Raw genomic sequence first — 22,264 nt, 5'->3', positions numbered from 1 at the left:
AAGGCCGGGCGGGGAGGCACCCCGCAAACGCCGGGCCGCGCGAACACCCCCGTCACCGCCTGAATCCGCCGCGCGCGGCACCCCGCGGCGGGGAGGCGGAGCCAAAGGCGCTCACTCCGGGAGCCGCTCCAGCAGCGCCACGGGTGAGCGCCCGAGCAGTTCCGCCAGGCGCGCGTGCCCGCCGAACTCCCGTCCGCCCTCCAGCACGTCGGCCCACCGTCCCGGCGGCAGGGGCAGGAGGGTGTCGCGCCAGTCGCCCGCCTCCGCCAGCCGGAGCGACAGCCGGGTCACGGCGGTGAGCACCGCGCCGGAACGCGTGAAGGCCAGGCAGTGCGCCGCCGCGGGACCCTCGGCGGACAGCGGTTCGTACGAGGCCGTGTCGCCGAAGACGTCCGGCCGCCGCGCCCGCAGCCGCAGCGCCGCCCGCGTCACCGCCGCCTTGCCGCTCCCGTCGCTCCCGTCGGCCGCGAACCGGACGGGCCGCCGGTTGTCCGGGTCGACCAGCGCCCGGTACTCGTGCTCCGTGCCCTGGTAGAGGTCGGGCACCCCCGGCATCGTCAGGTGGACCAGCGCCGTGCCCAGGACGTTCGCCCGGATGTGCGCCTCCAGCGAGGCGCGCAGCGCCGCCACCCGCTCGCCCGGCACCCCGCAGGGCCCCGCCGCCACGAACCGAGCCACCGCCTCCTCGTACGGCGGCTCCTGCTCGGTCCAGCTCGTGTACAGGCCCGCCTCCCGCACATGCTTCAGCAGCGCCCCCCGCACCCGCTCCTCCTCCGCCGGGCCGAGCCCGAACACCGTCTGCCAGGCCGCCCACGCCAGCTGCGCGTCCGGGACGTCCTCGCCCGCGCGGGTGACCTCCGCCAGGACGTCCGCCCAGCGCTCCGGGCACTCGGTGAGCACCCGCAGCGCCGCCCGCACGTCGGCGCTGCGCTTGGTGTCGTGCGTCGAGACGACCGTCCCGGTCGACGGCCAGTCGCGCTGCACGCGCGCGCAGTACGCGTGGAACCGCTCCGGGGACACCGCCGGGGCACCGGGGTTCCCGCCCACCTCCGTTGCCGACAGCAGCGGCACATAGCGGTAGAACGCCGTGTCCTCCACGGACTTGGCCCGCAGCGCCGACGCGGTCTGCGCGAACCGCGTACGGAACTCCACGTGCTCCGCGCCGTCCCCGTACCGCCCGAGCACCAGGTCCCGTACGACGTCCACCGCCCCGGCCTCCTCGGGGACGGCGAAGGCGAGCCGGGCCTCGGCGGCGGCCTCCTCGGTGACCACCGCGGACGCGTCCACGGAGTCGTACGGGCGGTACACCTCCATGCGTACCAGCAGCTCCTGGAGGGCGGTGCGCAGCGCCCAGGGCGCGCGGTCGCGCAGCGCCGGCTCCGGCGAGGTCGCGCACAGCCGGTCCGTGACCCGGGTCAGCCGGTCCACCTCGGCGGCCAGCTCGTGCGTGAGCACCTTGTACGCGGCCCGCCGTACCGTGGCGGCCCAGTCGCCGCCCCGGTCCGTCTGCGGGGCCGCGAACCGCCGGTACCGGCCGAGCAGCTCCCCGAACCCCGCCGGGTCCGTGAACAGCCCGTCCACGTGCCGCAGGGCGTCGTAGCCGGTGGTGCCGGCGACCGGCCAGGAGGCCGGCAGCGGCTCCCCGTCGGAGAGGATCTTCTCCACCACCGTCCAGCGGCCGCCCGTGGCCTCGTGCAGCCGCCGCAGATAACCGTCGGGGTCGGCCAGCCCGTCGGGGTGGTCGACGCGCAGCCCGTCGACCACGCCCTCCCGGAGCAGCTGAAGGATCTTGGCGTGCGTGGCCTCGAACACCTCCGGGTCCTCCACCCGCACCCCGATCAGCTCGGAGATGCTGAAGAACCGCCGGTAGTTCAGCTCGGTCCGCGCCAGGCGCCACCACACGGGGCGGTACCACTGCGCGTCCAGCAGCTCCGGCAGCGGCAGCCCGGCCGTCCCCTCACGCAGCGGGAACGCGTGGTCGTGGTAGCGCAGCACGTCGCCGTCGGTCTTCAGGTGCCCGGCCTCCTGGCCGAGCGGCCCCCCGAGCACCGGCAGCAGCACCTGGCCGCCCCGCGCCTCCCAGTCGATGTCGAACCACCGCGCGTGGCGCGACGCGGGACCGTCGCGCAGCACCTCCCACAGGACGGGGTTGTGGCGCGGGGACATCGCCATGTGGTTCGGGACGATGTCCACGATCAGGCCGAGCCCGTGCTCCCGCGCGGTGCGCGCCAGTTGCCGCAGGCCGCTCTCGCCGCCGAGTTCCTCGCGCACGCGCGTGTGGTCCACGACGTCGTAGCCGTGCTGTGAGCCGGGGACGGCCTCCAGGACGGGGGACAGGTGCAGATGGGACACGCCGAGCGAGGCGATGTACGGTACGGCGTCCGCCGCGGCGTGGAACGGGAAGCCGGGTTGCAGTTGCAGGCGGTAGGTGGCCGTGGGCGGGATCATGGGGTGTTCCTCCGTTCGGGGTACGGGTGGAATGTTTCTTCGCCCCCGCCGCCCTTTCCCGTCCCGAACCTGGGGCTCCGCCCCGGAGGACGGGGACGGGAAGGGGCGGCGGGGGCGACGACACCGACGGCTACACCGGCCGCTGCAACACCGTCATGCTGCGATCCGTCAGCGTCAGCCGCGTACCGGCCGTCACCTTCGGACCGGTTCCCGGCGGTACGCCGTCCGCGCGGGCGGTGTCGACCACCACCTGCCACTGCCGCCCATGATCCACCGGCACCACGAAGTCCAGCGGCTTCGGCGAGGCGTTGAACATCAGCAGGAACGAGTCGTCCGTGATGCGCTCCCCGCGCTGACCGGGCTCGGAGATCGCGTTGCCGTTGAGGAACACCGTCAGCGCCGACGCCCGCGCCGAGTCCCAGTCCCGCTGGGTCATCTCCGCGCCCTCGGGGGTGAACCAGGCGATGTCGGAGAGGTCGTCGTGGGTGCCCTCCACCGGCCGGCCGTGGAAGAAGCGGCGCCGCCGGAACACCGGGTGGTCCTTGCGCAGCCACACCATCGCGCGGGTGAACTCCAGCAGCTGCCTGCGGACGTCCTCCTCGTCGTCGTCCGGCCAGTCCAGCCAGGCCAGCTCGTTGTCCTGGCAGTAGGCGTTGTTGTTGCCGCGCTGGGTGCGGGCCACCTCGTCGCCGTGGCTGAGCATCGGCACACCCTGGGACAGCATCAGCGTGGCGATGAAGTTGCGCATCTGCCGGGCCCGCAGCCGCAGCACGTCCGGGTCGTCGGTCTCGCCCTCGGCGCCGCAGTTCCAGGACCGGTTGTGGCTCTCGCCGTCCCGGTTGTCCTCGCCGTTGGCCTCGTTGTGCTTGTCGTTGTAGGAGACCAGGTCGTGCAGGGTGAAGCCGTCGTGGCAGGTCACGAAGTTGATCGAGGCCAGCGGGCGGCGCCCGTCGTCCTGGTACAGGTCGGAGGAGCCGGTCAGCCGGGAGGCGAACTCCGCGAGCGTGCGCGGCTCGCCCCGCCACAGGTCCCGCACGGTGTCCCGGTACTTGCCGTTCCACTCGGTCCACAGCGGCGGGAAGTTGCCCACCTGGTAGCCGCCCTCGCCCACGTCCCACGGCTCGGCGATCAGCTTCACCTGCGAGACGACCGGGTCCTGCTGGACCAGGTCGAAGAACGACGACAGCCGGTCCACCTCGTGGAACTGCCGCGCGAGGGTCGCCGCCAGGTCGAAGCGGAACCCGTCGACGTGCATCTCGGTGACCCAGTACCGCAGCGAATCCATGATCATCTGCAGTACGTGCGGGGACCGCATGAGCAGCGAGTTCCCCGTGCCCGTCGTGTCCATGTAGTACCGGGGGTCGTCCGTCAGCCGGTAGTACGACGGGTTGTCGATGCCCTTGAGGGACAGCGTGGGGCCCAGGTGATTGCCCTCGGCGGTGTGGTTGTAGACCACGTCGAGGATCACCTCGATCCCGGCCTCGTGCAGCGCCTTCACCGCCGACTTGAACTCCAGCACCTGCTGGCCCCGGTCGCCCCAGGACGCGTAGGCGTTGTGCGGGGCGAAGAAACCGATCGTGTTGTAACCCCAGTAGTTGTTCAGGCCCATGTCCACCAGACGGTGGTCGTTGACGAACTGGTGCACCGGCATCAGCTCCAGCGCCGTCACCCCCAGCCCGGTCAGGTGCTCGATCACCGCCGGGTGCGCGAGGGCCGCGTAGGTGCCGCGCAGCTCCTCCGGCAGCCCCGGATGACGCATGGTGAGACCCTTGACGTGGGCCTCGTAGATCACCGTGTGGTGGTACTCCGTACGGGGGCGCCGGTCGTCGCCCCAGTCGAAGTACGGATTGACCACGACCGACGTCATCGTGCGCGGAGCCGAGTCGAGGTCGTTGCGCCGGTCACGGTCGTCGAAGTGGTAGCCGTACACCTCCTCGCCCCAGTCGATCTCCCCGCTGATCGCACGCGCGTACGGATCGAGCAGCAGCTTCGCCGAATTGCAGCGCAGCCCCCGCTCGGGGGCGTACGGCCCGTGCACACGGAAGCCGTATCGCTGCCCGGGCATGACCCCGGGCAGGTACGCGTGCCGCACGAACGCGTCGCTCTCGCGCAGTTCGACCGCGGTCTCGGAGCCGTCGTCGTGCAGCAGACACAGCTCCACTCGGTCCGCGGCCTCCGTGAAGACCGCGAAGTTCGTTCCGGCGCCGTCGTACGTGGCACCGAGCGGATACGCCTCGCCAGGCCAGACCTGCATGGATACGACTCTTTCAGGTGTACGGCGCCGGTGGGGCGCCTTGGCTCCGAGTGTTCCCGTGTCTCCCCGAACGGACGGGAACCACCTTCTACCCAGCTCCGCCGGGTCCGATGACCCGCGCCCGCCGTTCATCCTGCTATGAATCAGCTCACTCCCGGCGTCCCGCGGGGTGGAACGGTCCCGTGATTGCGGGAAGTTGGGAAACGACCCCGTCCATCGGGCTGCACCGTGCGCCGCTGGCGGAGTAGTCTCCTTGATCGTCGGGACGGGAGAGCTCGGGGGAGCGGAAGGCGGTAAGCGGGTGGGCACGGGAGGGCTGGAACTGCCCCCTGGTGACGACGGTCACGAGGGGAGTGGTTCCACGGACGTCCCGCCCGGTGCGGTGTCCCTGGCACGGCCGATGGACGCGGGCTCGATCGGGCCGGAGCTGGACTGGGGCGCCGACGCCTGGCGCGAGGTGCGCACGCGCGCCCAGCGGGCCGGCCGCGCCTACATCTGGCTGAACCTCGTCGAGCAGCGGCTGCGCGCGGTCGTGGCGGCCGTCCTGCGGCCCGTCTACGAGCCCGTGCACGGCGACGACTGGGTGGTCGCCGCCGCCGGGCCCGCCGGACAGGAGTGGGTGCAGCGCGCGGTCGCGGTGCGCGAGGTCAGCCGCCGCAAGGGCTATCTGCTCGACCCGGCCGACGACAACGTCCTGTCCTTCCTCACACTGCCGCAGCTGCGCGAGCTGATGGTGGCGCACTGGCCCTGCTTCGAGCCGTACTTCGACGACCGCCGGGACGTCGAACTCGCCCTGGACGAGCTGGAGGTCACCCGCAACGTCGTCTCCCGCAACCGCGCGCTGTCCGAGGCGGTCCTCAGCCAGGCCGAACGGGCCTCCGCGCGGCTCCTCGAGATGCTCGGCGCCGGCGGCGACGTGCCGTCCGCGCGCCGGCTGCCCGTCGACGCGGTCGAGGACCTGGTCGGCGACCGGTACGCCGATGTCGTCGCCGTCCACCCGGACCGGGTGCGGCTGCTGCGCCAGTTCCCGGCCGAGGACATCTTCGGCGGGGCCCGCCGGCTCGACGCCCTCGGCATCGGCCTCAACCTGCTGGTGCAGAACTTCTCCGGACGCCGTCTGGTGCGCCTCGCGGAGTCCGGCTGCCGGGTGCGGCTGCTGTTCCTGAACCCGGCCTCCAGCGCGGTCAAGCGCCGCGAGCGCGAACTCGGCCTCAAGCGCGGCGAGCTCGGCCGCAGCGTCGAGATGAACATCCTGCACATGCGCCGGGTCCGCTCCCGGCTGCGCGACCCCGGCGCCTTCGAGATCCAGGTCTACGACGAGACGCCCCGCTGCACCGCCTACCTCGTGGACGGGGACGGGTCGGACGGCATCGCGGTCGTGCAGAACCATCTGCGCCGGGCCCGGGGCATGGAGGCACCGGTGCTGGTCCTGCGCAACGGGGCCAAAGTGGTCAAGCCGGGCGAAGTCGAGGACGGCGGGCTGTTCCCCACCTACCGCGAGGAATTCGAGCTGATGTGGACGGATTCGCGCCCGGTGTCATGAACACCCCTGGCCGGAGCCGATAAGCGGAACGCGATCCTCTGATTGTCAGTGGTGCGTGCGAAGGTGGGAACCACTGGGGGAACGCACCACACAGAAGGGGGCAGCCATGGGCTGGCACCGGGATCCGCTGATCGGCTTCGACCTGGAGACGACGGGTACCGACCCGCGCGAGGCGCGGATCGTCACGGGGGCCGTGATCGAGGTCAGGGCGGGAGAGCCGCTGGAGCGCCGGGAGTGGCTGGCCGACCCGGGCGTACCGATCCCGGAGGACGCGGTGGCGGTCCACGGCATCAGCAGTGAACGGGCGACCGCCGAGGGCAGCCCCGCAGACCAGGTCGCCGACGCCATCGCCGACGCCCTCACCGCCTACTGGAGGGCGGGCGTCCCGGTCGTCGCCTACAACGCCGCCTTCGACCTGTCCCTGCTCTCCGCCGAACTGCGGCGGTACGGGCTGCCGTCCCTGCGCGACCGCCTGGACGGCGCCGATCCCGGCCCGGTCATCGACCCGTACACCATCGACCGCTCCGTCGACCGCTACCGGCGCGGCAAGCGCAACCTCGAAGCGGTCTGCGCGGAGTACGGCGTAGTCCTCGACGCGGCGCACGACGCGACCGCCGACGCCCTCGCCGCGGCCCGGCTGGCCTGTGCGATAGCCGGCCGCCACCCCAAGGTGGCGGCCCTCGACCCGGCGGAGCTGCACCGCCGCCAGATCGGCTGGCATGCCGCGTGGGCGGCGGACTTCCAGGACTTCCTGCGCCGCAAGGGCGACACCACCGCGGTGATCGACGGCACCTGGCCGCTGCGGGAGTCGGCGGACGAGCGGGTCTGACGCGCCGGGCGGTCCGAAGGTCAGGGGGCCAGAAGGTCAGAAGGGATACCAGCGCACGGTCTCGTCCCCGTCGCGCAGCGACGCCACCCGGCGGCGGAACTCGGCCAGCGCCTTGGGGTTGCCCGGGGCGTGCTGGGCGACCCAGGCGCAGCTTGCGGTCTCCCGCGCGCCGCGCAGTACCGAGCAGCCCTCCCAGGCGCGCACGTCCCAGCCGTAGGCGTCGGTGAAGGACGTGTACGCCTCGTCCGGCAGCCCGTAGCGGTCGTGGGAGAGGGCCATGACCACCAGGTCGTGCTCGCGCAGATCGGCCGAGAAGGTCTCCAGGTCGACCAGGACCGGCCCGTCCGGTCCGATGTGCACATTGCGGGGCAGCGCGTCCCCGTGGACGGGGCCCGGCGGCAGATGGGGCGTCAGCGCCGCCGCGGCCGACGCGAAGCCGTCACGCCGCTCGCGCAGATACGCCGCGTCCGCGGGGTCGACGGCGTCGCCCGCCAGCCGCAGCCAGCGTTCCACACCGCCCAGCAGTTCGCGGGGCGGAAGTCCGAAGGGGGGAGCGGGCAGTGCGTGGACCAGCCGCAGCAGTCCGGCCAGATCCCGGGGGCCGGCGGGCCGTACCGCCTCCGGCAGCCGGTGCCACACGGTCACCGGGTGCCCGTCGGCCAGCAGCGCCTCCGGCTCGGCCGCCCGCACCGCCGGCACGCCCTCCTCCGCCAGCCAGCCCGCGACGGCCAGCTCCCGGCGGGCCCGCTCCAGCAGCTCGGCGTCCCGGCCCACCTTGACGACCAGGTCACCGGCGGCGAACACCGCATTTTCCCCGAGGGAGAGCAGCCGCGCGTCCGCCGCCGTACCGGGCAGCACTCCCGCCGCCGCGAGTACGTCCCGCGCCCGTGCCTCGTCCATCCGTCCGCCTCCGTGTCCGCCCTCGCCGGACCGCCGTGATCCGGCCGTCCGTCGGCCAGTGTCGCATTCGCACAGGTCGGGCGGTGTGCGCGGTCCCTTGACGAGGCAGACCTCCTTCACGACCATGACCTGGCCCACCCGCGCCGCGCAAAGGGGCTGATTCCGTGACATCGGTGACCGAGGCGAGGAGATCCGCGCCCCGCGCGCCCGACCCGGGCCGCCGGCCGGGACGCGCCGTCGACCACGGCCCGTGGTTCCTGGTGCTGCCCGCGCTGATCCCGATCCTCGTCCTCAGCGTCGGCCCGCTGCTCTACGGCATCCTGCTGGCCTTCACCGACGCCCAGTCCGGCCGGACCGAGCCGACCCGGTGGATCGGCGCCCTCAACTTCCAGGACCTGCTGCACGACACGCTGTTCTGGGAGTCGTTCCGCATCGGCCTGGTGTGGGCCGTCGGGGTGACGGTGCCGCAGTTCCTGCTGGCGCTCGGCCTCGCCCTGCTGCTCAGCCAGGACCTGAAGCTGCGCCGGCTGGCCCGCGCCCTGGCGATCGTCCCCTGGGCGATGCCCGAGGTGGTCGTCGGCATGATGTGGCGGATCGTCTACAACCCGGATGCCGGCCTCCTCAACGAGACGCTGCGCGACCTCGGCCTGGGCGACGGCCGGGACTGGCTCAGCGGGCTCGCCACCGCCCTGCCCGCGGTGATCGTCGTCGGCGTGTGGGCCGGGATGCCCCAGACCACGGTCGCGCTGCTCGCCGGGCTCCAGAACACCCCGCGCGAGCTGCACGAGGCGGCGGCGGTCGACGGCGCCGGCGCCTGGCGCCGCTTCCGTACGGTCACCTGGCCCGCGATCCGCCCCGTCGCCCTTGCCATCACGGCGCTCAACCTGATCTGGAACTTCAACTCCTTCGCCCTGGTCTACGTCCTGACCAGCGGCGGCCCCGGCGGACGCACCCGGCTGCCCATGCTCTTCGCCTACGAAGAGGCCTTCCGCTACGGGCAGTTCGGCTACGCGGCGGCGATGGGCTGCGTCATGGTCGCCGCGATCTCGATCGCGCTGGCCGTCTTCCTCGCCGGCCGGCTCCGAGGAGGTGACACGGCATGAGGACCTCCACCGGCGCCCGCGTCGGCCAGTACGCCGCACTGCTCGCGTACCTCGTCTTCCTCGCCTTCCCGTTGCTCTGGCTGCTCTCCACCGCGTTCAAGCCGCCGGCCGAGCTGGCCGCTCTGCATCCGGCCTGGATCCCCCGGGACCCCACCCTCGCCAACTTCCGCCAGGCCTTCGACGAACAGCCGCTGCTGCGGGCCGCCCTCAACTCCCTGCTCGCCGCGCTCGCGTCGGCCGTCGTCGCCGTCGTCGTCGCCACCCCGATGGCGTACGTGACGGCCCGTCACCGCACCGCGCTCGCCCGGGCCGCGACCGGCTGGGTGGTGGTCAGCCAGGCGTTCCCGTTCGTGCTCCTGATCATCCCGCTGTTCCTGGTGCTGAAGAACCTGCGGTTGATCGACTCCGTGCCCGGCCTGGTGCTGGTCTACGTGGTCTGGGCGCTGCCCTTCGCCCTGTGGATGCTCACCGGATACGTCCGTGCCGTGCCGGCCGAACTGGAGGAGGCGGCGGCCGTCGACGGGGCCGGGCGGCTGCGGATCCTGGTGTCGGTGACCGCGCCGCTGCTCGCGCCGGGGATCGTGGCGACCGCGCTGTTCGCCTTCGTCACCGCGTGGAACGAGTTCTTCTTCGCCCTCGTCCTGCTCAAGACCCCTCAGAAGCAGACCCTACCGGTCGTCCTCGCCCACTTCATCGGTGCCGAGGGAGTCGCCGACCTCGGCCCGCTGGCGGCCGCCGCGTTCCTCGCGACGCTGCCCTCCCTGGTCGTCTTCGCGATCATCCAGCGGCGGATCACGGGCGGCATGCTCGCCGGGGCGGTGAAGAGCTGATGCGGACCAGAATCCTCGTGGCGGCCCTCACCGTCGCCCTGCTCCTCGCGGGCTGCTCCTCCGGCGGCACCCGCGACGACGGCCGCGTCACCCTGCGCTTCCAGTCCCTGGCCTGGCAGAAGGAGTCGGTCGAGGCCACCGAGGAACTGGTCGAGGAGTGGAACGCCACCCACCCGGACATCCGGGTGGAGTACGTCCAGGGCAGCTGGGACAGCGTCCACGACCAGCTCCTCACCTCCTTCGAAGGCGGCGAGGCCCCCGACATCATCCACGACGCCTCCGACGACCTCGCCGACTTCGCCTACGGCGGCTATCTGGCCGACCTGACGGAGCTGCTGCCCGAGCGGCTGAGGTCCGACATCCCGCCCAGCGGCTGGGAGACCGTCACCTTCGGCGACGGCGTCTACGGCGTCCCCTTCCTCCAGGAACCGCGCGTGCTCATCGCCAACGCCGCCTGGCTGAAGGAGTCCGGCGTCCGCGTTCCGACCCCGGAACAGCCCTGGAGCTGGGCGGAGTTCCGGCAGGTGACGAAGGAGCTCGCGGGGGACGGGACGTACGGCGTCGCCTGGCCGCTCAAGGAGCCCGTCTCCGCCACCCTCAACCTGTCCCTCTCCGCGGGCGGCCGGCTCTTCCACCGGGGCGCCGACGGCAAGGTGACCGTGCGCTTCGAGGAGGGCGACGAGGTCGTCCCGCGCACCGTCCGCGAACAGGTGAACACCGACCGCAGCGCCTCGCCCACCACGCTCGGCAGCGGCGGCTCCGACACCCTGCCCGGTTTCTTCGCCGGCAAGTACGCGATGGTGCCGCTCGGCTTCTCCTACCGCCAGCAGATCGTCCAGCAGGCGCCGGAGGGGTTCGACTGGCAGGTGCTGCCCGCCCCGGCCGGGACCGGCGGACTCACCCAGGGTGTCAGCCCGCAGACCCTCTCCGTCGCCCAGGACTGCCCGTACAAGAAGGAGGCCGCCGCCTTTCTCGACTTCCTGCTCCAGCCGCGGAACATGGTCCGCCTGGCCCTCGGCGACTGGATGCTCCCCACCGGCCGCCAGGCCCTCGCCGACCCCGCCCTGCACACCGCCGAACACGGCTGGGCCACCGGCACCGCGCTCGCCGCCCGTCTGCGCCCGGCCCCCGCCCAGACGGTACGGGGCTACCCGGAGTGGAAGGACAAGGTCGCCACCCCGGCGCTCCAGGAGTACTACAGCGGCGCGATCGGCCTCGACGAGCTGCGCGAGCGGCTGGAGGAGGACGGCAACCTGGTCCTGGCCCGCTATCAGCGCTGAGCGGCACGCGGAATGTGGTTGCACGAGACGTCTCGTCTCGTCTATGGTCGGCTCATGACCACCCCCGCACACATCGCCATGTTCTCCATCGCCGCCCACGGGCACGTGAACCCGAGCCTCGAGGTGATCCGCGAGCTCGTGGCGCGCGGCCACCGGGTCACGTACGCGATCCCGCCGCTCTTCGCCGAGAAGGTCGCCGAGACCGGCGCCGAGCCCAAGCTGTGGAACAGCACGCTCCCCGGCCCCGACGACGACCCGGAGGCCTGGGGCACCACCCTGCTCGACAACGTGGAGCCGTTCCTGAACGACGCCATTCAGGCGCTCCCGCAGCTCATCGAGGCCTACGAGGGCGACACCCCCGACCTCGTGCTGCACGACATCACCTCCTACCCGGCGCGCGTGCTCGCCCACCGCTGGGGCGTGCCCGCCGTCTCCCTCTCACCGAACCTCGTCGCCTGGGACGGGTACGAGAAGGAGGTCGCCGAGCCGATGTGGGAGGAACCGAAGAAGACCGAGCGGGGGCAGGCGTACTACGCCCGCTTCCACGCCTGGCTGGAGGAGAACGGGATCACCATGCATCCCGACGACTTCGGGGGCCGTCCCGCCCGCTCCATCGTCCTGATCCCCAAAGCGCTCCAGCCGAACGCAGACCGGGTCGACGAGAGCGTGCACTCCTTCGTCGGGGCCTGCCAGGGCGACCGGAGCGCCGAGGGCGACTGGCAGCGGCCCGCCGGGGCGGAGAAGGTCGTGCTGGTGTCGCTCGGGTCGTCCTTCACCAAGCAGCCGGCCTTCTACCGGGAGTGCGTCAAGGCGTTCGCCGGCCTGCCCGGCTGGCACCTGGTGCTCCAGGTCGGCAAGCACGTCGACCCCGCCGAGCTGGGGGACGTCCCCGAGAACGTCGAGGTGCGGTCCTGGGTGCCGCAGCTCGCGATCCTGAAGCAGGCCGACCTGTTCGTCACCCACGCGGGGGCCGGCGGCAGCCAGGAGGGGCTGGCCACGGCCACCCCGATGATCGCCGTACCGCAGGCCGTGGACCAGTTCGGCAACGCGGACATGCTGCAGGGGCTGGGGGTGGCCCGGCACGTCCCGGCGGACGAGGCGAAGGCCGAGGTACTGAGGGCGGCGGCCCTCGCCCTCATCGACGACCCGGAGGTCGCACGGCGGCTGAAGGCCATCCAGGCCGAGATGGCCGAGGAGGGCGGGACGCGCCGGGCGGCCGACCTGATCGAGGCGGAGCTGCCGTAACGCAGCCGCGCTCACCCGTGCCGCTGGGGGTACCGCCCAGGCCCTTCAGGCACTGGAGGAGGCACGACTGCCCGCGGTTACGCGGACGGCTGCCCGTGGACGCGACGTGGGCCCGGCGGAGGAATCGCCGGGCCCACGTCGCAATCGGTGAATCAGACCGGTACGCGGTCGCCCTTGTCGTCCCGCGACGTCGGCGGCGTCACCGCCACCGCCTCCGGCGACTCGTCGTGGGTGAGGTCGGGCATCCGGTGCAGCCACTTCGGCAGGTACCAGTTGCGCTCGCCGAGCAGCGTCATCACCGCCGGCAGCAGCACGCCCCGGATGACCGTCGCGTCGATCAGCACCGCGGCCGCGAGGCCGACGCCCATCTGCTTCATGGACTGCATGGACAGCGTTCCGAAGATCCCGAACACGGCGACCATGATGATCGCGGCACTGGTGACCACGCCGGCCGTGGTGACCACACCGTGCTGGACGGCGTCCCGCGTCGTACGGCCCCGCAGCCGGGCCTCGCGGATCCGGGAGACCACGAACACGTGGTAGTCCGTCGACAGGCCGAACAGGATCACGAAGAGGAACAGCGGCAGCCACGTGATGATCGCGCCGACGCCCTCCGCGCCCACCAGGGACGCGCCCCAGCCGTGCTGGAAGACCGCCACGAGGATGCCGTACGCGGCGCCCACCGACAGCAGGTTCAGCACGATCGAGGTGACCGCGACCGTCAGCGAGCGGAACGACAGCAGCATCACCAGGAAGGCGAAGACCACCACGAAGGCGAAGACCGGGACCACGGAGCCGACCAGCTGGTCGTTGAAGTCCTTGTTCCCGGCGACCTGTCCGGTGATCGGCGCCTCGACGCCGTCGACCTCGCCGAGCGTGGCGGGCCGTACCTCGTCGCGCAGCGTGTCCAGGCTCTCGGCCGCCTTGTCCTGGTCGGAGCCGCCCACCAGCGGGACGTAGACGAACGCGACGTTCCGCTGGTCGTGCAGCTTGATCTCGACCGGGCCGCGCGAGGCCCCCGAACTGATCGCCCGCTCCCGGAACTCGGCGAGCGCGGCCTTCACCTCGGGCGCGTTGATGTCGTCCGCCTTGACGACCACCTCGGCCGGCTCGGAGCCGCCCGGGAAGGCGTCGTTGACCCGGTTGTACGTCTGCACGATCGGCAGCGAGTCGCCGAACTCCTGGTCCAGGGTGAGGTTCTGCGTCTTCATCCCGACCGCCGGAGCGGCCACGGCCAGCAGCGCACCGGTCGCCACCACGACCGACAGCACCGGCTTGGCGAGCACCCGCTTCAGTACGGCCGACCAGAACCGGCTGTCACCGCCGCCGGTGCGGCGCCGGCGCAGGAACGGCACGCGGCCCTTCTCGACCCGCTCGCCCAGCAGCGACAGGAGCGCCGGCAGGACGGTGACGGAGCCGACCATGGCGACCGCCACGACCATCAGCGAGGCCAGGCCCATCGCCTCGAACTCGGCGAGCCCGGTGAACAGCATGCCCGCCATGGCGACACACACCGTGACACCGGAGACGACGATCGCGCGGCCGCTGGTCGCGGCGGCGATCCGCAGCGCGGTCTGCGCGTCCCGTCCGGCCGCCCGCTCCTCACGTTCGCGGCGCAGGTAGAACAGGCAGTAGTCGACGCCGACGGCCAGGCCGACCAGCAGCATCACCGAGTTCGCCGTCTCGCTCATCGGCTGGAGGTGGCTGACCAGGCCCATCAGACCCATCGTCGCCATGATCGCGGTGATCGCCAGTGCCACCGGCAGCAGCGCCGCCACCAGCGCGCCGAACGCGATCAGCAGGATGCCGAGGGCCACCGGCACCGCGGAGTACTCGGCCTTCTTGAAGTCGTCGCCGAACGCGTCGTCGAACGTCTTCATCATGCTGGCGCCGCCGATCTCCTCGATCCGCAGCGACGCGTGGTCCTTCTGGACCTCCTCCACGGCGTTCAGCACCGGCTCGATCCGCTCACCGGCGGTGTCCGAGTCGCCGCGCACGTCGAACTGGACCAGCGCGCTGCGCCCGTCCTTCGAGACGGTGCCGCTCTCGTACGGCGAGGTGACGTCCGTGGCCTCGCCGGTCTTCTCCACAGCTGCGACGACCGCGGTGACCGCCGACCGGAACGCGGCGTCCGTGGCCGTGAGGCCCTCGTCCTTCGCCTGGACGAGCACGGTCTCACCGGCAGGCTCCTCGATGCCGGCGTCCTCGATGATGCGGGCGGCGGTGCTGGTCTCTCCCTTGAGCTGATCGCTGTCGCCGACGTCGACCCGGCCGCGGCCGAACCGAGTCCCATCGCCAGCACGACGAACAGCACCCAGATGCCGACGGCCGCCCAGCGGTGCCGGGCGCTCCAGCCGCCGGCCCGTGCGGCGAGGCCCCGCACCCGTGATTGTCCGTTCCCCATGACGGGCTCGCTCCCTCGTGTTCGGCAGCGACCCCCTGCCGCCACCTGACCCTTTCGAAGGTAGGGGCCGGATAAGCCCGTCTCGTCGTGCTGCCCGGTGAAGCCCGGGAACCCCGGGTCATCCCATCGGAGCCCGGCTCCTCCCCACTGGGGAGGACAGCGGCCCCTTACACGTATCCGGGCGTGCCGGGGCCGGTGATCAGGGTTCCGGTGGGCCACCACCGTCGGGCACACCCCCGCGGGGTACGACGGCGGTCCTAGGGTGTCCCCATGGCGACGACGAGATACGCGGCGCTGCTGCGCGGGATCAACGTGGGCGGCAGCAGGAAAGTCCCGATGGCCGAACTGCGCACCCTCATGGAGGGCCTCGGTCACGACGGGGTGCGCACCCATCTGCAGAGCGGCCAGGCGGTGTTCACCGCCCCGCACGGCGACGAGGAGTCACTGGCCGCGGAGTTGTCGGCGGCGATCGAGCGGCACTTCGGCTTCGCCGTGGACGTGATCGTGCGCGACCACGCCTATCTGAAGGAGATCGTCGACGCCTGCCCGTTCCCGGCCGGCGAGCTGGAGCCCAGGCAGCTCCACGTCACCTACTTCTCCGCGCCCGTCACCCCCGACCGCTTCGCCGAGATCGACCCCGAGGCGTACCTCCCCGAGGAGTTCCGCCTCGGCGACCGCGCGCTCTACCTCTACGCCCCGAACGGCCTGGGCCGCTCCAGACTCGCCGAACACCTGGCCAGGCCCCGCGTCACCAAGGGCGTCGTCGCCACCAGCCGCAACTGGAACACGGTGCTCAAACTGGTGGAGCTCACCGAGGGCTGAGGTCAGGCGCCGACCGCTGCGAGCAGCGGCACCCGCGCCTCGTCGTACCGTTCCAGCAGCAGCCGCGCCACCTCCGGCGCCGGGCCCAGCACGTCCGCCAGGACGTCCGCCTCCGCCGCGCCCCGGGCGATCCGGTCCGGGAGGAAGCCGGGGGCCAGGACGTACGGGGCGACGGCGACGCGTGCGCAGCCGAGGGCACGCAGTTCGCGGACCGCCTGCTCGGTGCGGGGGAGGGATGCGGAGGCGAACGCAGGCCGCACGGCGCACCAACCGGTGTGCCGCCACTCCCGCGCGATTGCTGCGATCACTGCGATCGCCTCCGGGTCGGAGGACCCCGCCGAGGCCAGGACGACCCCGGTCGAGGACTTGTCGGCGGGCGTGAGGCCCGCCGCGTACAGCCGCCGCTCCAGCGCCGCCGTCAGCAGCGGGGACGGGCCCAGCACCTCGGCCTGGCGGATCCGCAGCCGCGGCGGGGCCTGAGCCAGCACCGCCGGGATGTCCGCCTTGGCGTGGAAGGCACGGGTCAGCAGCAGCGGGAGGGCGACCACGTCACGGACGCCCTCCGCGTCCAGGGACTCCAGCACCCCTTGGACGGAGGGGACGTTGAAGTCCAGGAACCCGGTCTCCACGCGCAGCCCCGGCCGCAGCGACCGTACCCGCCGCACCAGGGCGTGCACGGTCGCGGCGTGCCGCGGATCGCGGCTGCCGTGGGCGACGACGAGAAGGACCGGACGGCGCATGATGTCCCTCAACTCCTCACCAGCAGGCCGCGGCTGCGCAGCACCCACCGCTCGAGCGGGCTGAAGATCAGCAGGTCGATGGCGATGCCGACGGTCAGGATCAGCAGGATGGCCTCGAAGACCATGGCCATGTCGCTGGCGTTGCGGCCGTTCTCCAGCAACTGTCCGAGGCCCACGCCGAGGTCGGGGAAGGACGCGATGATCTCCGCGGCCATCAGCGAACGCCAGGAGAACGCCCAGCCCTGCTTCAGCCCCGCCACATAGCCCGGCAGCGCGGCCGGCAGCACGATGTGCCAGGTGCCCTTCAGCCCCGTCGCGCCCAGCGTCCGGCCGGCCCGCAGGAACAGCGGGGGCACCTGGTCGACGCCGGAGACCAGGCCGTTGGCGATCGAGGGGACCGCGCCGAGCAGGATGACGGCGTACATCATCTGGTTGTTGAGCCCCAGCCAGATCACCGCCGGCGGCACCCACGCCACCGACGGCAGCGACTGCAGACCGGACAGGATCGGCCCGATCGCCGCGCGCACGAACTTCACCCGCGCCACCAGCAGCCCCAGCGGGGTGCCGATCAGCAGCGCGAAGAAGAAGCCGAGCAGACCGCGCGAGACACTGGTCCAGATGTAGCCGAGCAGTTCGCCCTGGAGCCACGCCTCACGCAGCACGTCCCACACGGCGCCCGGCGAGGGCAGCTTGGTCGGATCGTCGACGATCTTGAAGGAGACCAGGGCCTGCCACACCGCCAGCACCAGCGCGACGGCGACGATCGGCGGCAGGATCTTCTCCGTGAAGGTCTGCCGCAGCGGCTTGCGTCCGGTCTGCACCGTCTCCAGTGCGTCGAGGCCCGCCTCCAGACCGGCGAGGTCGCCCCCGTCCCTGTCCTTGGCGGTCGTCTCAGTGCTGGCCATGACGGCGGATCTCCCCACGGAGTTCTTCGGTGATCTCTACGGACAGTTCCGCCACGGCGGTGTCCTCGATACGGCGCGGATGCGGGATGTCCACCGTCCACTCGCGGGCGATCCGCCCCGGACGGGAGGACAGCAGCACCACCCGCTGTGCGAGCCGCACGGCCTCGCGCACGTTGTGTGTGACGAACAGGACGGACAGCCGGGTCTCGCTCCAGATCCTGGTCAGCTCGTCGTGCAGCACGTCCCGGGTGATGGCGTCCAGCGCCGCGAACGGCTCGTCCATCAGCAGCAGCCGGCTGTCCTGGGCGATCGCCCGGGCCAGCGCCACCCGCTGGCGCATACCGCCGGACAGCTCGTGCACCCGCTTGCCGTGCGCGCCCTTCAGCCGGACGAGCTCAAGGAGTTCCTCGGCCCGTTCGCGGCGCTCGGTCTTCTGCACGCCCCGCAGCTTCAGGGCGAGTTCGATGTTCTTGCCCGCGGTCAGCCACGGGAAGAGGGCGTGCTCCTGGAACATCAGGGCCGGCCGCCCGTCCGTGCCGATCGTGCCGGCTGTGGGGCGGTCGAGCCCCGCGACCAGGTTGAGCAGGGTGGACTTGCCGCAGCCCGAGGCACCCAGGAGGGTGACGAACTCACCGGGTGCGACATCGAGGCTGATGTCGTCCAGCACGAGCTGCTGTCCGGCGGGGCCCGCGAACGACTTCGAGACATGCTCGATGCGGGCGGCGTGGGTGGCCGCCCCGATGCCGTCGGCGGCCTTGGCGAGGGTCGTGGCCATGGTCGTCACCTCCTGGGGACTCTTCGTGATCCGGGCTTACCTGGCGCCGAGTCCGGCGTCGTCGACGGCCGGTTCGCCGGCGGTCTTCAGGACCTCGTTGAGCAGCGTGAGGTCGTAGATGCCGGCCAGGTCCGGCTCCTCCAGCAGTCCCGCCTCGACGGCGTGCTCCGCCTGGGCGTCGAGCGTGGCGGCCAGCGGGTCGTCGGTGAACTCGATCGACTCCCACGCCGGGTCCAGCACCTCGGCGGGCAGCGCCTTGCCGGAGTCGGCCTCCAGCTGCTCGTTGACGGCGGCCTTCGCCTCCTCGGGGTGGGCGTTGATCCACTCGTTGGCCTCGACGGACGCCCTCAGTACCGCCTCGACGGCCTTCGGGTGCTCCTCGAGGAACTCCTGGCGCACGATGATGTTCGTGATCACGAACTTCTCGTCCGGCCACAGCGTCGCCTCGTCCAGCAGCACCTTGCCGCCCTCGGCGACCAGCTTCGACGCGGTCGGCTCCGGCACCCAGGCGCCGTCGATCGAGCCTGCTTTGAACGCGTCCGGGGTGACCTTGTTGTCGCTGCGGACGACCGTGACGTCGCCCTTGCCGCTCTGCGCGTCGACCTTCCAGCCCTGCTCGGCCGCCCAGTTGAGGAACGCCACGTCCTGGGTGTTGCCGAGCTGCGGGGTCGCGATCCGCTTGCCCTTGACGTCCTTCAAGGACGTGATCGTGTCCGGGTTCACCACGAGGCTCACCCCGCCGGACGCCGAACCGCCGATGATCCGCAGGTTCTTGCCGCCGGACCTGGTGTAGCCGTTGACGGCGGGGGACGGGCCGATGAACCCGATGTCGAGGGAGCCGGAGTTGAGCGCCTCGATCTCCGACGGTCCCGCGTTGAAGACGGCGTACTTCGCCTCGGTGCCGCCGAGTTCCCTCTGGAACAGGCCCTTGTTGTTGCCCACCAGCGCGGTGCCGTGCGTGAGGTTGCCGAAGTAGCCGATCCGGACGGAGTCGAGACCGTCGATCCTCTTCGCCCCGGCGGCGACCTTCGCGGTGTCGTCGTCCTTGGCCTGGGAGCCGTAGCCGCAGGCGGCCAGGGCGAGCAGCGGAAGCACGGCTATGACCGCGAGGGCACGGCGCGGGGCGGATGTGGCAGGCACGGGAGGTGTTCCTCTCGGAGGCCCGGCGGTCACGGTCCTGCTCTCTCAGACCGTGGCCGGGAGGTCGGCGGGTTTTCGTCTACGGCGGCGGGGGGTGAGGACGCGCGAGCGGTGCGCGTACGTCAGCGCGCACATCGGTCCACCCCGCCCTGCCCGGCGCCGAGGGCGCCGCTGCCGACGCGGCCGCCCTCCTTCGCGAACCCGGAGTAGAAATCGGTGGAGTTCATGCTCAGAAGTCCCACCCGTCGTCCTCGGCCTCGTCCTTGACGGGCTCCGGTGCGGCGAAGGACTCACCGACCATGCCGGCGGTGAGCGTGGTGCCGTCGCTGGGGTCGATGAGGATGAACGAACCGGTGCGCCGCGAGTCCGCGTAGGAGTCGGCGGGCAGCGGCTCGGCGGTACGGATCTTCACCCGGCCGATGTCGTTGGCGTTGAGGATGCCGGGGTGCGGGTGCAGCGACAGGTCGTCCAGCGTCAGCCGGGACGGGATGTCCTTGACGATCGCCTTGACGGTGCGGGTGCCGTGCTTGAGCAGGACCCGGTGGCCGACGGCCAGCGGCTGGTCGGCGACGTGGCACACGGTGGCCTCGACGTCCTGGGTGGTGGCCGGCGCGTCCTTGCTGGGGACGATCAGGTCACCGCGGGAGATGTCGATGTCGTCGGCCAGCAGCAGCGTCACCGACTGCGGCGTCCAGGCGACGTCGACCGGCTCGCCCAGCAGGTCGATCCCCGTGACCGTCGTCGTCCGCCCGGACGGCAGCACGGTCACCGGGTCGCCCACCCGGAACGTGCCGGCGGCGATCTGGCCGGCGTAGCCGCGGTAGTCGGGGTGCTCGGCGCTCTGCGGCCGGATCACGTACTGCACGGGCAGCCGGGCGTGGCAGTGCGCCAGGTCGTGGCTGACCGGGACGGTCTCCAGGTGCTCCAGCACGGTGGGGCCGCCGTACCAGTCCATGTGCGCGGACGGCTCCACCACGTTGTCGCCGACGAGCGCCGAGATCGGGATCGCGGTGACCTCGGGGACGCCCAGCTCGGTCGCGTACGCCGTGAACTCCTCGGCGATTCGGGCGAACACGGACTCCGCGTAGTCGACCAGGTCCATCTTGTTGACGGCGAGGACGACGTGCGGGACGCGCAGCAGGGCGGCGATGGCGGCGTGCCGGCGGGTCTGCTCGACGACACCGTTGCGGGCGTCGACCAGGATCACCGTCAGCTCGGCCGTGGAGGCGCCGGTGACCATGTTCCGCGTGTACTGCACATGGCCCGGGGTGTCGGCGAGGATGAACCGGCGCCGGGGCGTGGCGAAGTAGCGGTAGGCCACGTCGATGGTGATGCCCTGTTCCCGCTCGGCCCGCAGGCCGTCGGTGAGCAGCGCGAGGTCGGGCGTCTCCTGCCCGCGGCTGGCCGACGCCCGCTCCACGGCCTCCAGCTGGTCGGTGAGGACCGACTTGGAGTCGTGCAGCAGCCGGCCCACCAGCGTGGACTTTCCGTCGTCGACGGAGCCTGCGGTGGCGAACCGCAGCAGCGTGGTGGCCGCGAGCTCCTCGGTCGTGATGGTGCTCATCTTTAGAAGTACCCCTCGCGCTTGCGGTCTTCCATCGCGGCCTCGGAGAGCTTGTCGTCGGCGCGGGTGGCACCGCGCTCGGTGAGCCGGGAGGCGGCGATCTCGGTGATCACCTTCTCGATGGTGTCGGCGTCGGAGTCCACCGCGCCGGTGCAGGACATGTCGCCCACGGTCCGGTAGCGCACCAGCCGCTTCTCGACCTTCTCGCCGTCCTTCGGGCCGCCCCACTCACCGGCGGTCAGCCACATGCCGGAGCGCTGGAACACCTCGCGCTCGTGCGCGTAGTAGATCTCCGGCAGTTCGATGTTCTCGCGGGCGATGTACTGCCACACGTCCAGCTCGGTCCAGTTGGACAGCGGGAACACGCGGACGTGCTCACCGGGGGCGTGCCGGCCGTTGTACAGGTTCCACAGCTCGGGGCGCTGGCGGCGCGGGTCCCACTGGGAGAACTCGTCGCGCAGCGAGAACACCCGCTCCTTGGCGCGGGCCTTCTCCTCGTCGCGGCGCCCGCCGCCGAAGACGGCGTCGAACCTCTCGCTCTGGATCTTCTCGGTGAGCGGCACGGTCTGCAGCGGGTTGCGGGTGCCGTCGGGGCGCTCCTTGAGCACCCCGCGGTCGATGTAGTCCTGCACGGAGGCGACGTGCAGCCGCAGCCCGTACTTGGCGACCGTGCGGTCGCGGTAGTCGAGGACCTCGGGGAAGTTGTGCCCGGTGTCGACGTGCAGCAGCGAGAACGGGACCGGCGCCGGGGTGAAGGCCTTCAGCGCCAGGTGCAGCATGAGGATGGAGTCCTTGCCGCCGGAGAACAGGATCACCGGCTTCTCGAACTCGCCCGCCACCTCGCGGAAGATGTGCACCGCCTCGGACTCGAGGGCGTCGAGGTGGGAGAGGGCGTACGGGCTGTCCGTACCCTCCTGCACGGTGGCGACGGTCGTCATGCCAGTCCCCTTTCGCTGAGCGCGGCGTACACCGACGCCGCGGACTCCTGCACGGTCTGGTTCTGGGACTCGATCCGCAGATCGGGTGTCTCGGGCTCCTCGTACGGGTCGTCCACACCGGTCAGCCCGGTGAGTTCACCCGCGGCCTGCTTGGCGTACAGGCCCTTCACGTCGCGTACGGAGCACACCTCGACCGGGGTCGCCACGTGCACCTCGACGTACGGCGTGCCGTTCGTCTCGTGCCGCTTGCGGACCGCGTCCCGGCTGTCCGCGTACGGCGCGATGACCGGGACGAGCGCGAGGACGCCGTTGCGGGCGAGCAGTTCGGCGACGAAGCCGATGCGCTGCACGTTGGTGTGCCGGTCCTCGCGGGTGAAGCCGAGGCCCGCGGAGAGGAACTCGCGGATCTCGTCGCCGTCGAGGACCTCGACCCGGCGGCCCTGCTCGCGCAGCCGGCCCGCCAGCTCGTGGGCGATGGTGGTCTTGCCCGCGCTCGGCAGACCCGTGAGCCAGACGGTGGCTCCGGTCGTCACGTGGTTCTCCC

17 protein-coding genes and 1 pseudogene are annotated in these 22,264 nt (G+C 71.9%); 7 read left to right on the top strand and 11 right to left on the bottom strand.

Features of this window, described 5'->3' with window-relative positions:
• Positions 1–111: 111 nt before the first annotated feature.
• Complete coding sequence (gene treY, locus IH50_RS0114840; protein WP_030861345.1) at positions 112–2,448, bottom strand: malto-oligosyltrehalose synthase; 2,337 nt, start codon at positions 2,446–2,448, stop codon at positions 112–114.
• A gap of 130 nt (positions 2,449–2,578) precedes the next feature.
• Positions 2,579–4,702, bottom strand: coding sequence for a glycogen debranching protein GlgX (gene glgX / locus IH50_RS0114835; protein ID WP_030861344.1), 2,124 nt, complete (start codon positions 4,700–4,702; stop codon positions 2,579–2,581).
• A 301-nt stretch (positions 4,703–5,003) separates the two neighbouring features.
• Here glgX and IH50_RS0114830 point away from each other — a divergent pair, with 301 nt between their 5' ends.
• Entirely contained in the window at positions 5,004–6,245 is a 1,242-nt protein-coding gene (locus IH50_RS0114830; RefSeq protein WP_030861342.1) for an SAV2148 family HEPN domain-containing protein, read from the top strand.
• A gap of 106 nt (positions 6,246–6,351) precedes the next feature.
• Positions 6,352–7,074 carry a 3'-5' exonuclease gene (locus IH50_RS0114825; protein ID WP_030861339.1) on the top strand — a complete coding sequence of 241 codons (723 nt, stop codon included), beginning with the start codon at positions 6,352–6,354 and terminating at the stop codon, positions 7,072–7,074.
• 36 nt (positions 7,075–7,110) lie between these two features.
• On the opposite strand, the gene IH50_RS0114820 is transcribed toward IH50_RS0114825, so the two are convergent.
• Positions 7,111–7,974 (bottom strand): phosphotransferase enzyme family protein, encoded by an 864-nt coding sequence (locus tag IH50_RS0114820; protein WP_030861338.1) that lies wholly within the window; start codon positions 7,972–7,974, stop codon positions 7,111–7,113.
• A 164-nt stretch (positions 7,975–8,138) separates the two neighbouring features.
• Between IH50_RS0114820 and IH50_RS0114815 the strand changes: the two genes are divergently transcribed.
• From IH50_RS0114815 to IH50_RS0114800, 4 genes are read left to right on the top strand one after another with little or no spacing between them, the layout of a single operon-like run.
• Entirely contained in the window at positions 8,139–9,077 is a 939-nt protein-coding gene (locus IH50_RS0114815; RefSeq protein ID WP_030861335.1) for a carbohydrate ABC transporter permease, read from the top strand.
• Positions 9,074–9,907 carry a carbohydrate ABC transporter permease gene (locus IH50_RS0114810; protein WP_030861334.1) on the top strand — a complete coding sequence of 278 codons (834 nt, stop codon included), beginning with the start codon at positions 9,074–9,076 and terminating at the stop codon, positions 9,905–9,907. Before IH50_RS0114815 ends, IH50_RS0114810 begins: the two co-directional genes overlap by 4 nt.
• Positions 9,907–11,187, top strand: a complete 1,281-nt coding sequence (locus IH50_RS0114805) for an ABC transporter substrate-binding protein (RefSeq protein ID WP_030861332.1) — start codon at positions 9,907–9,909, stop codon at positions 11,185–11,187. Before IH50_RS0114810 ends, IH50_RS0114805 begins: the two co-directional genes overlap by 1 nt.
• Positions 11,188–11,199: 12 nt before the next feature.
• Positions 11,200–12,432, top strand: coding sequence for a glycosyltransferase (locus tag IH50_RS0114800; protein ID WP_063759486.1), 1,233 nt, complete (start codon positions 11,200–11,202; stop codon positions 12,430–12,432).
• A gap of 152 nt (positions 12,433–12,584) precedes the next feature.
• Here the strand turns inward: IH50_RS0114800 and IH50_RS37680 are convergent.
• A pseudogene (locus tag IH50_RS37680) lies at positions 12,585–14,836 on the bottom strand (MMPL family transporter).
• A 270-nt stretch (positions 14,837–15,106) separates the two neighbouring features.
• Between IH50_RS37680 and IH50_RS0114790 the strand changes: the two are divergent.
• The gene (locus IH50_RS0114790) at positions 15,107–15,658 is read left to right on the top strand and encodes a DUF1697 domain-containing protein (protein ID WP_030861327.1); all 552 of its coding nucleotides are present in this window, start codon (positions 15,107–15,109) and stop codon (positions 15,656–15,658) included.
• A gap of 2 nt (positions 15,659–15,660) precedes the next feature.
• Here IH50_RS0114790 and IH50_RS0114785 read toward each other — a convergent pair whose 3' ends face one another.
• The 7 genes from IH50_RS0114785 to cysC all read right to left on the bottom strand — a co-directional run bounded on the left by IH50_RS0114785 (position 15,661) and on the right by cysC (position 22,253).
• Complete coding sequence (locus IH50_RS0114785) at positions 15,661–16,398, bottom strand: sirohydrochlorin chelatase (protein WP_030861325.1); 738 nt, start codon at positions 16,396–16,398, stop codon at positions 15,661–15,663.
• 8 nt (positions 16,399–16,406) lie between these two features.
• The gene (locus IH50_RS0114780) at positions 16,407–17,303 is read right to left on the bottom strand and encodes an ABC transporter permease (protein WP_030861323.1); all 897 of its coding nucleotides are present in this window, start codon (positions 17,301–17,303) and stop codon (positions 16,407–16,409) included.
• Positions 17,290–18,078: an ABC transporter ATP-binding protein gene (locus IH50_RS0114775; RefSeq protein WP_030861321.1), complete on the bottom strand. Its 789-nt coding sequence runs from the start codon at positions 18,076–18,078 to the stop codon at positions 17,290–17,292. The genes IH50_RS0114780 and IH50_RS0114775 overlap by 14 nt, the downstream gene beginning before the upstream one ends.
• Positions 18,079–18,114: 36 nt before the next feature.
• Positions 18,115–19,218, bottom strand: coding sequence for an aliphatic sulfonate ABC transporter substrate-binding protein (locus IH50_RS0114770; RefSeq protein ID WP_030861319.1), 1,104 nt, complete (start codon positions 19,216–19,218; stop codon positions 18,115–18,117).
• A gap of 229 nt (positions 19,219–19,447) precedes the next feature.
• Entirely contained in the window at positions 19,448–20,782 is a 1,335-nt protein-coding gene (locus IH50_RS0114760) for a sulfate adenylyltransferase subunit 1 (protein ID WP_030861315.1), read from the bottom strand.
• Positions 20,783–20,784: 2 nt separating this feature from the next.
• Complete coding sequence (cysD, locus tag IH50_RS0114755; RefSeq protein WP_030861313.1) at positions 20,785–21,720, bottom strand: sulfate adenylyltransferase subunit CysD; 936 nt, start codon at positions 21,718–21,720, stop codon at positions 20,785–20,787.
• Positions 21,717–22,253 (bottom strand): adenylyl-sulfate kinase, encoded by a 537-nt coding sequence (cysC, locus tag IH50_RS0114750; protein WP_030861310.1) that lies wholly within the window; start codon positions 22,251–22,253, stop codon positions 21,717–21,719. The genes cysD and cysC overlap by 4 nt, the downstream gene beginning before the upstream one ends.
• Positions 22,254–22,264: the final 11 nt, after the last annotated feature.

Source organism: Streptomyces sp. NRRL S-37 (genome assembly GCF_000721605.1).
GTDB lineage: Bacteria > Actinomycetota > Actinomycetes > Streptomycetales > Streptomycetaceae > Streptomyces.
Note: the sequence above shows the minus strand (reverse complement) of the source record. Positions and strands in the feature narration are given on the sequence as shown.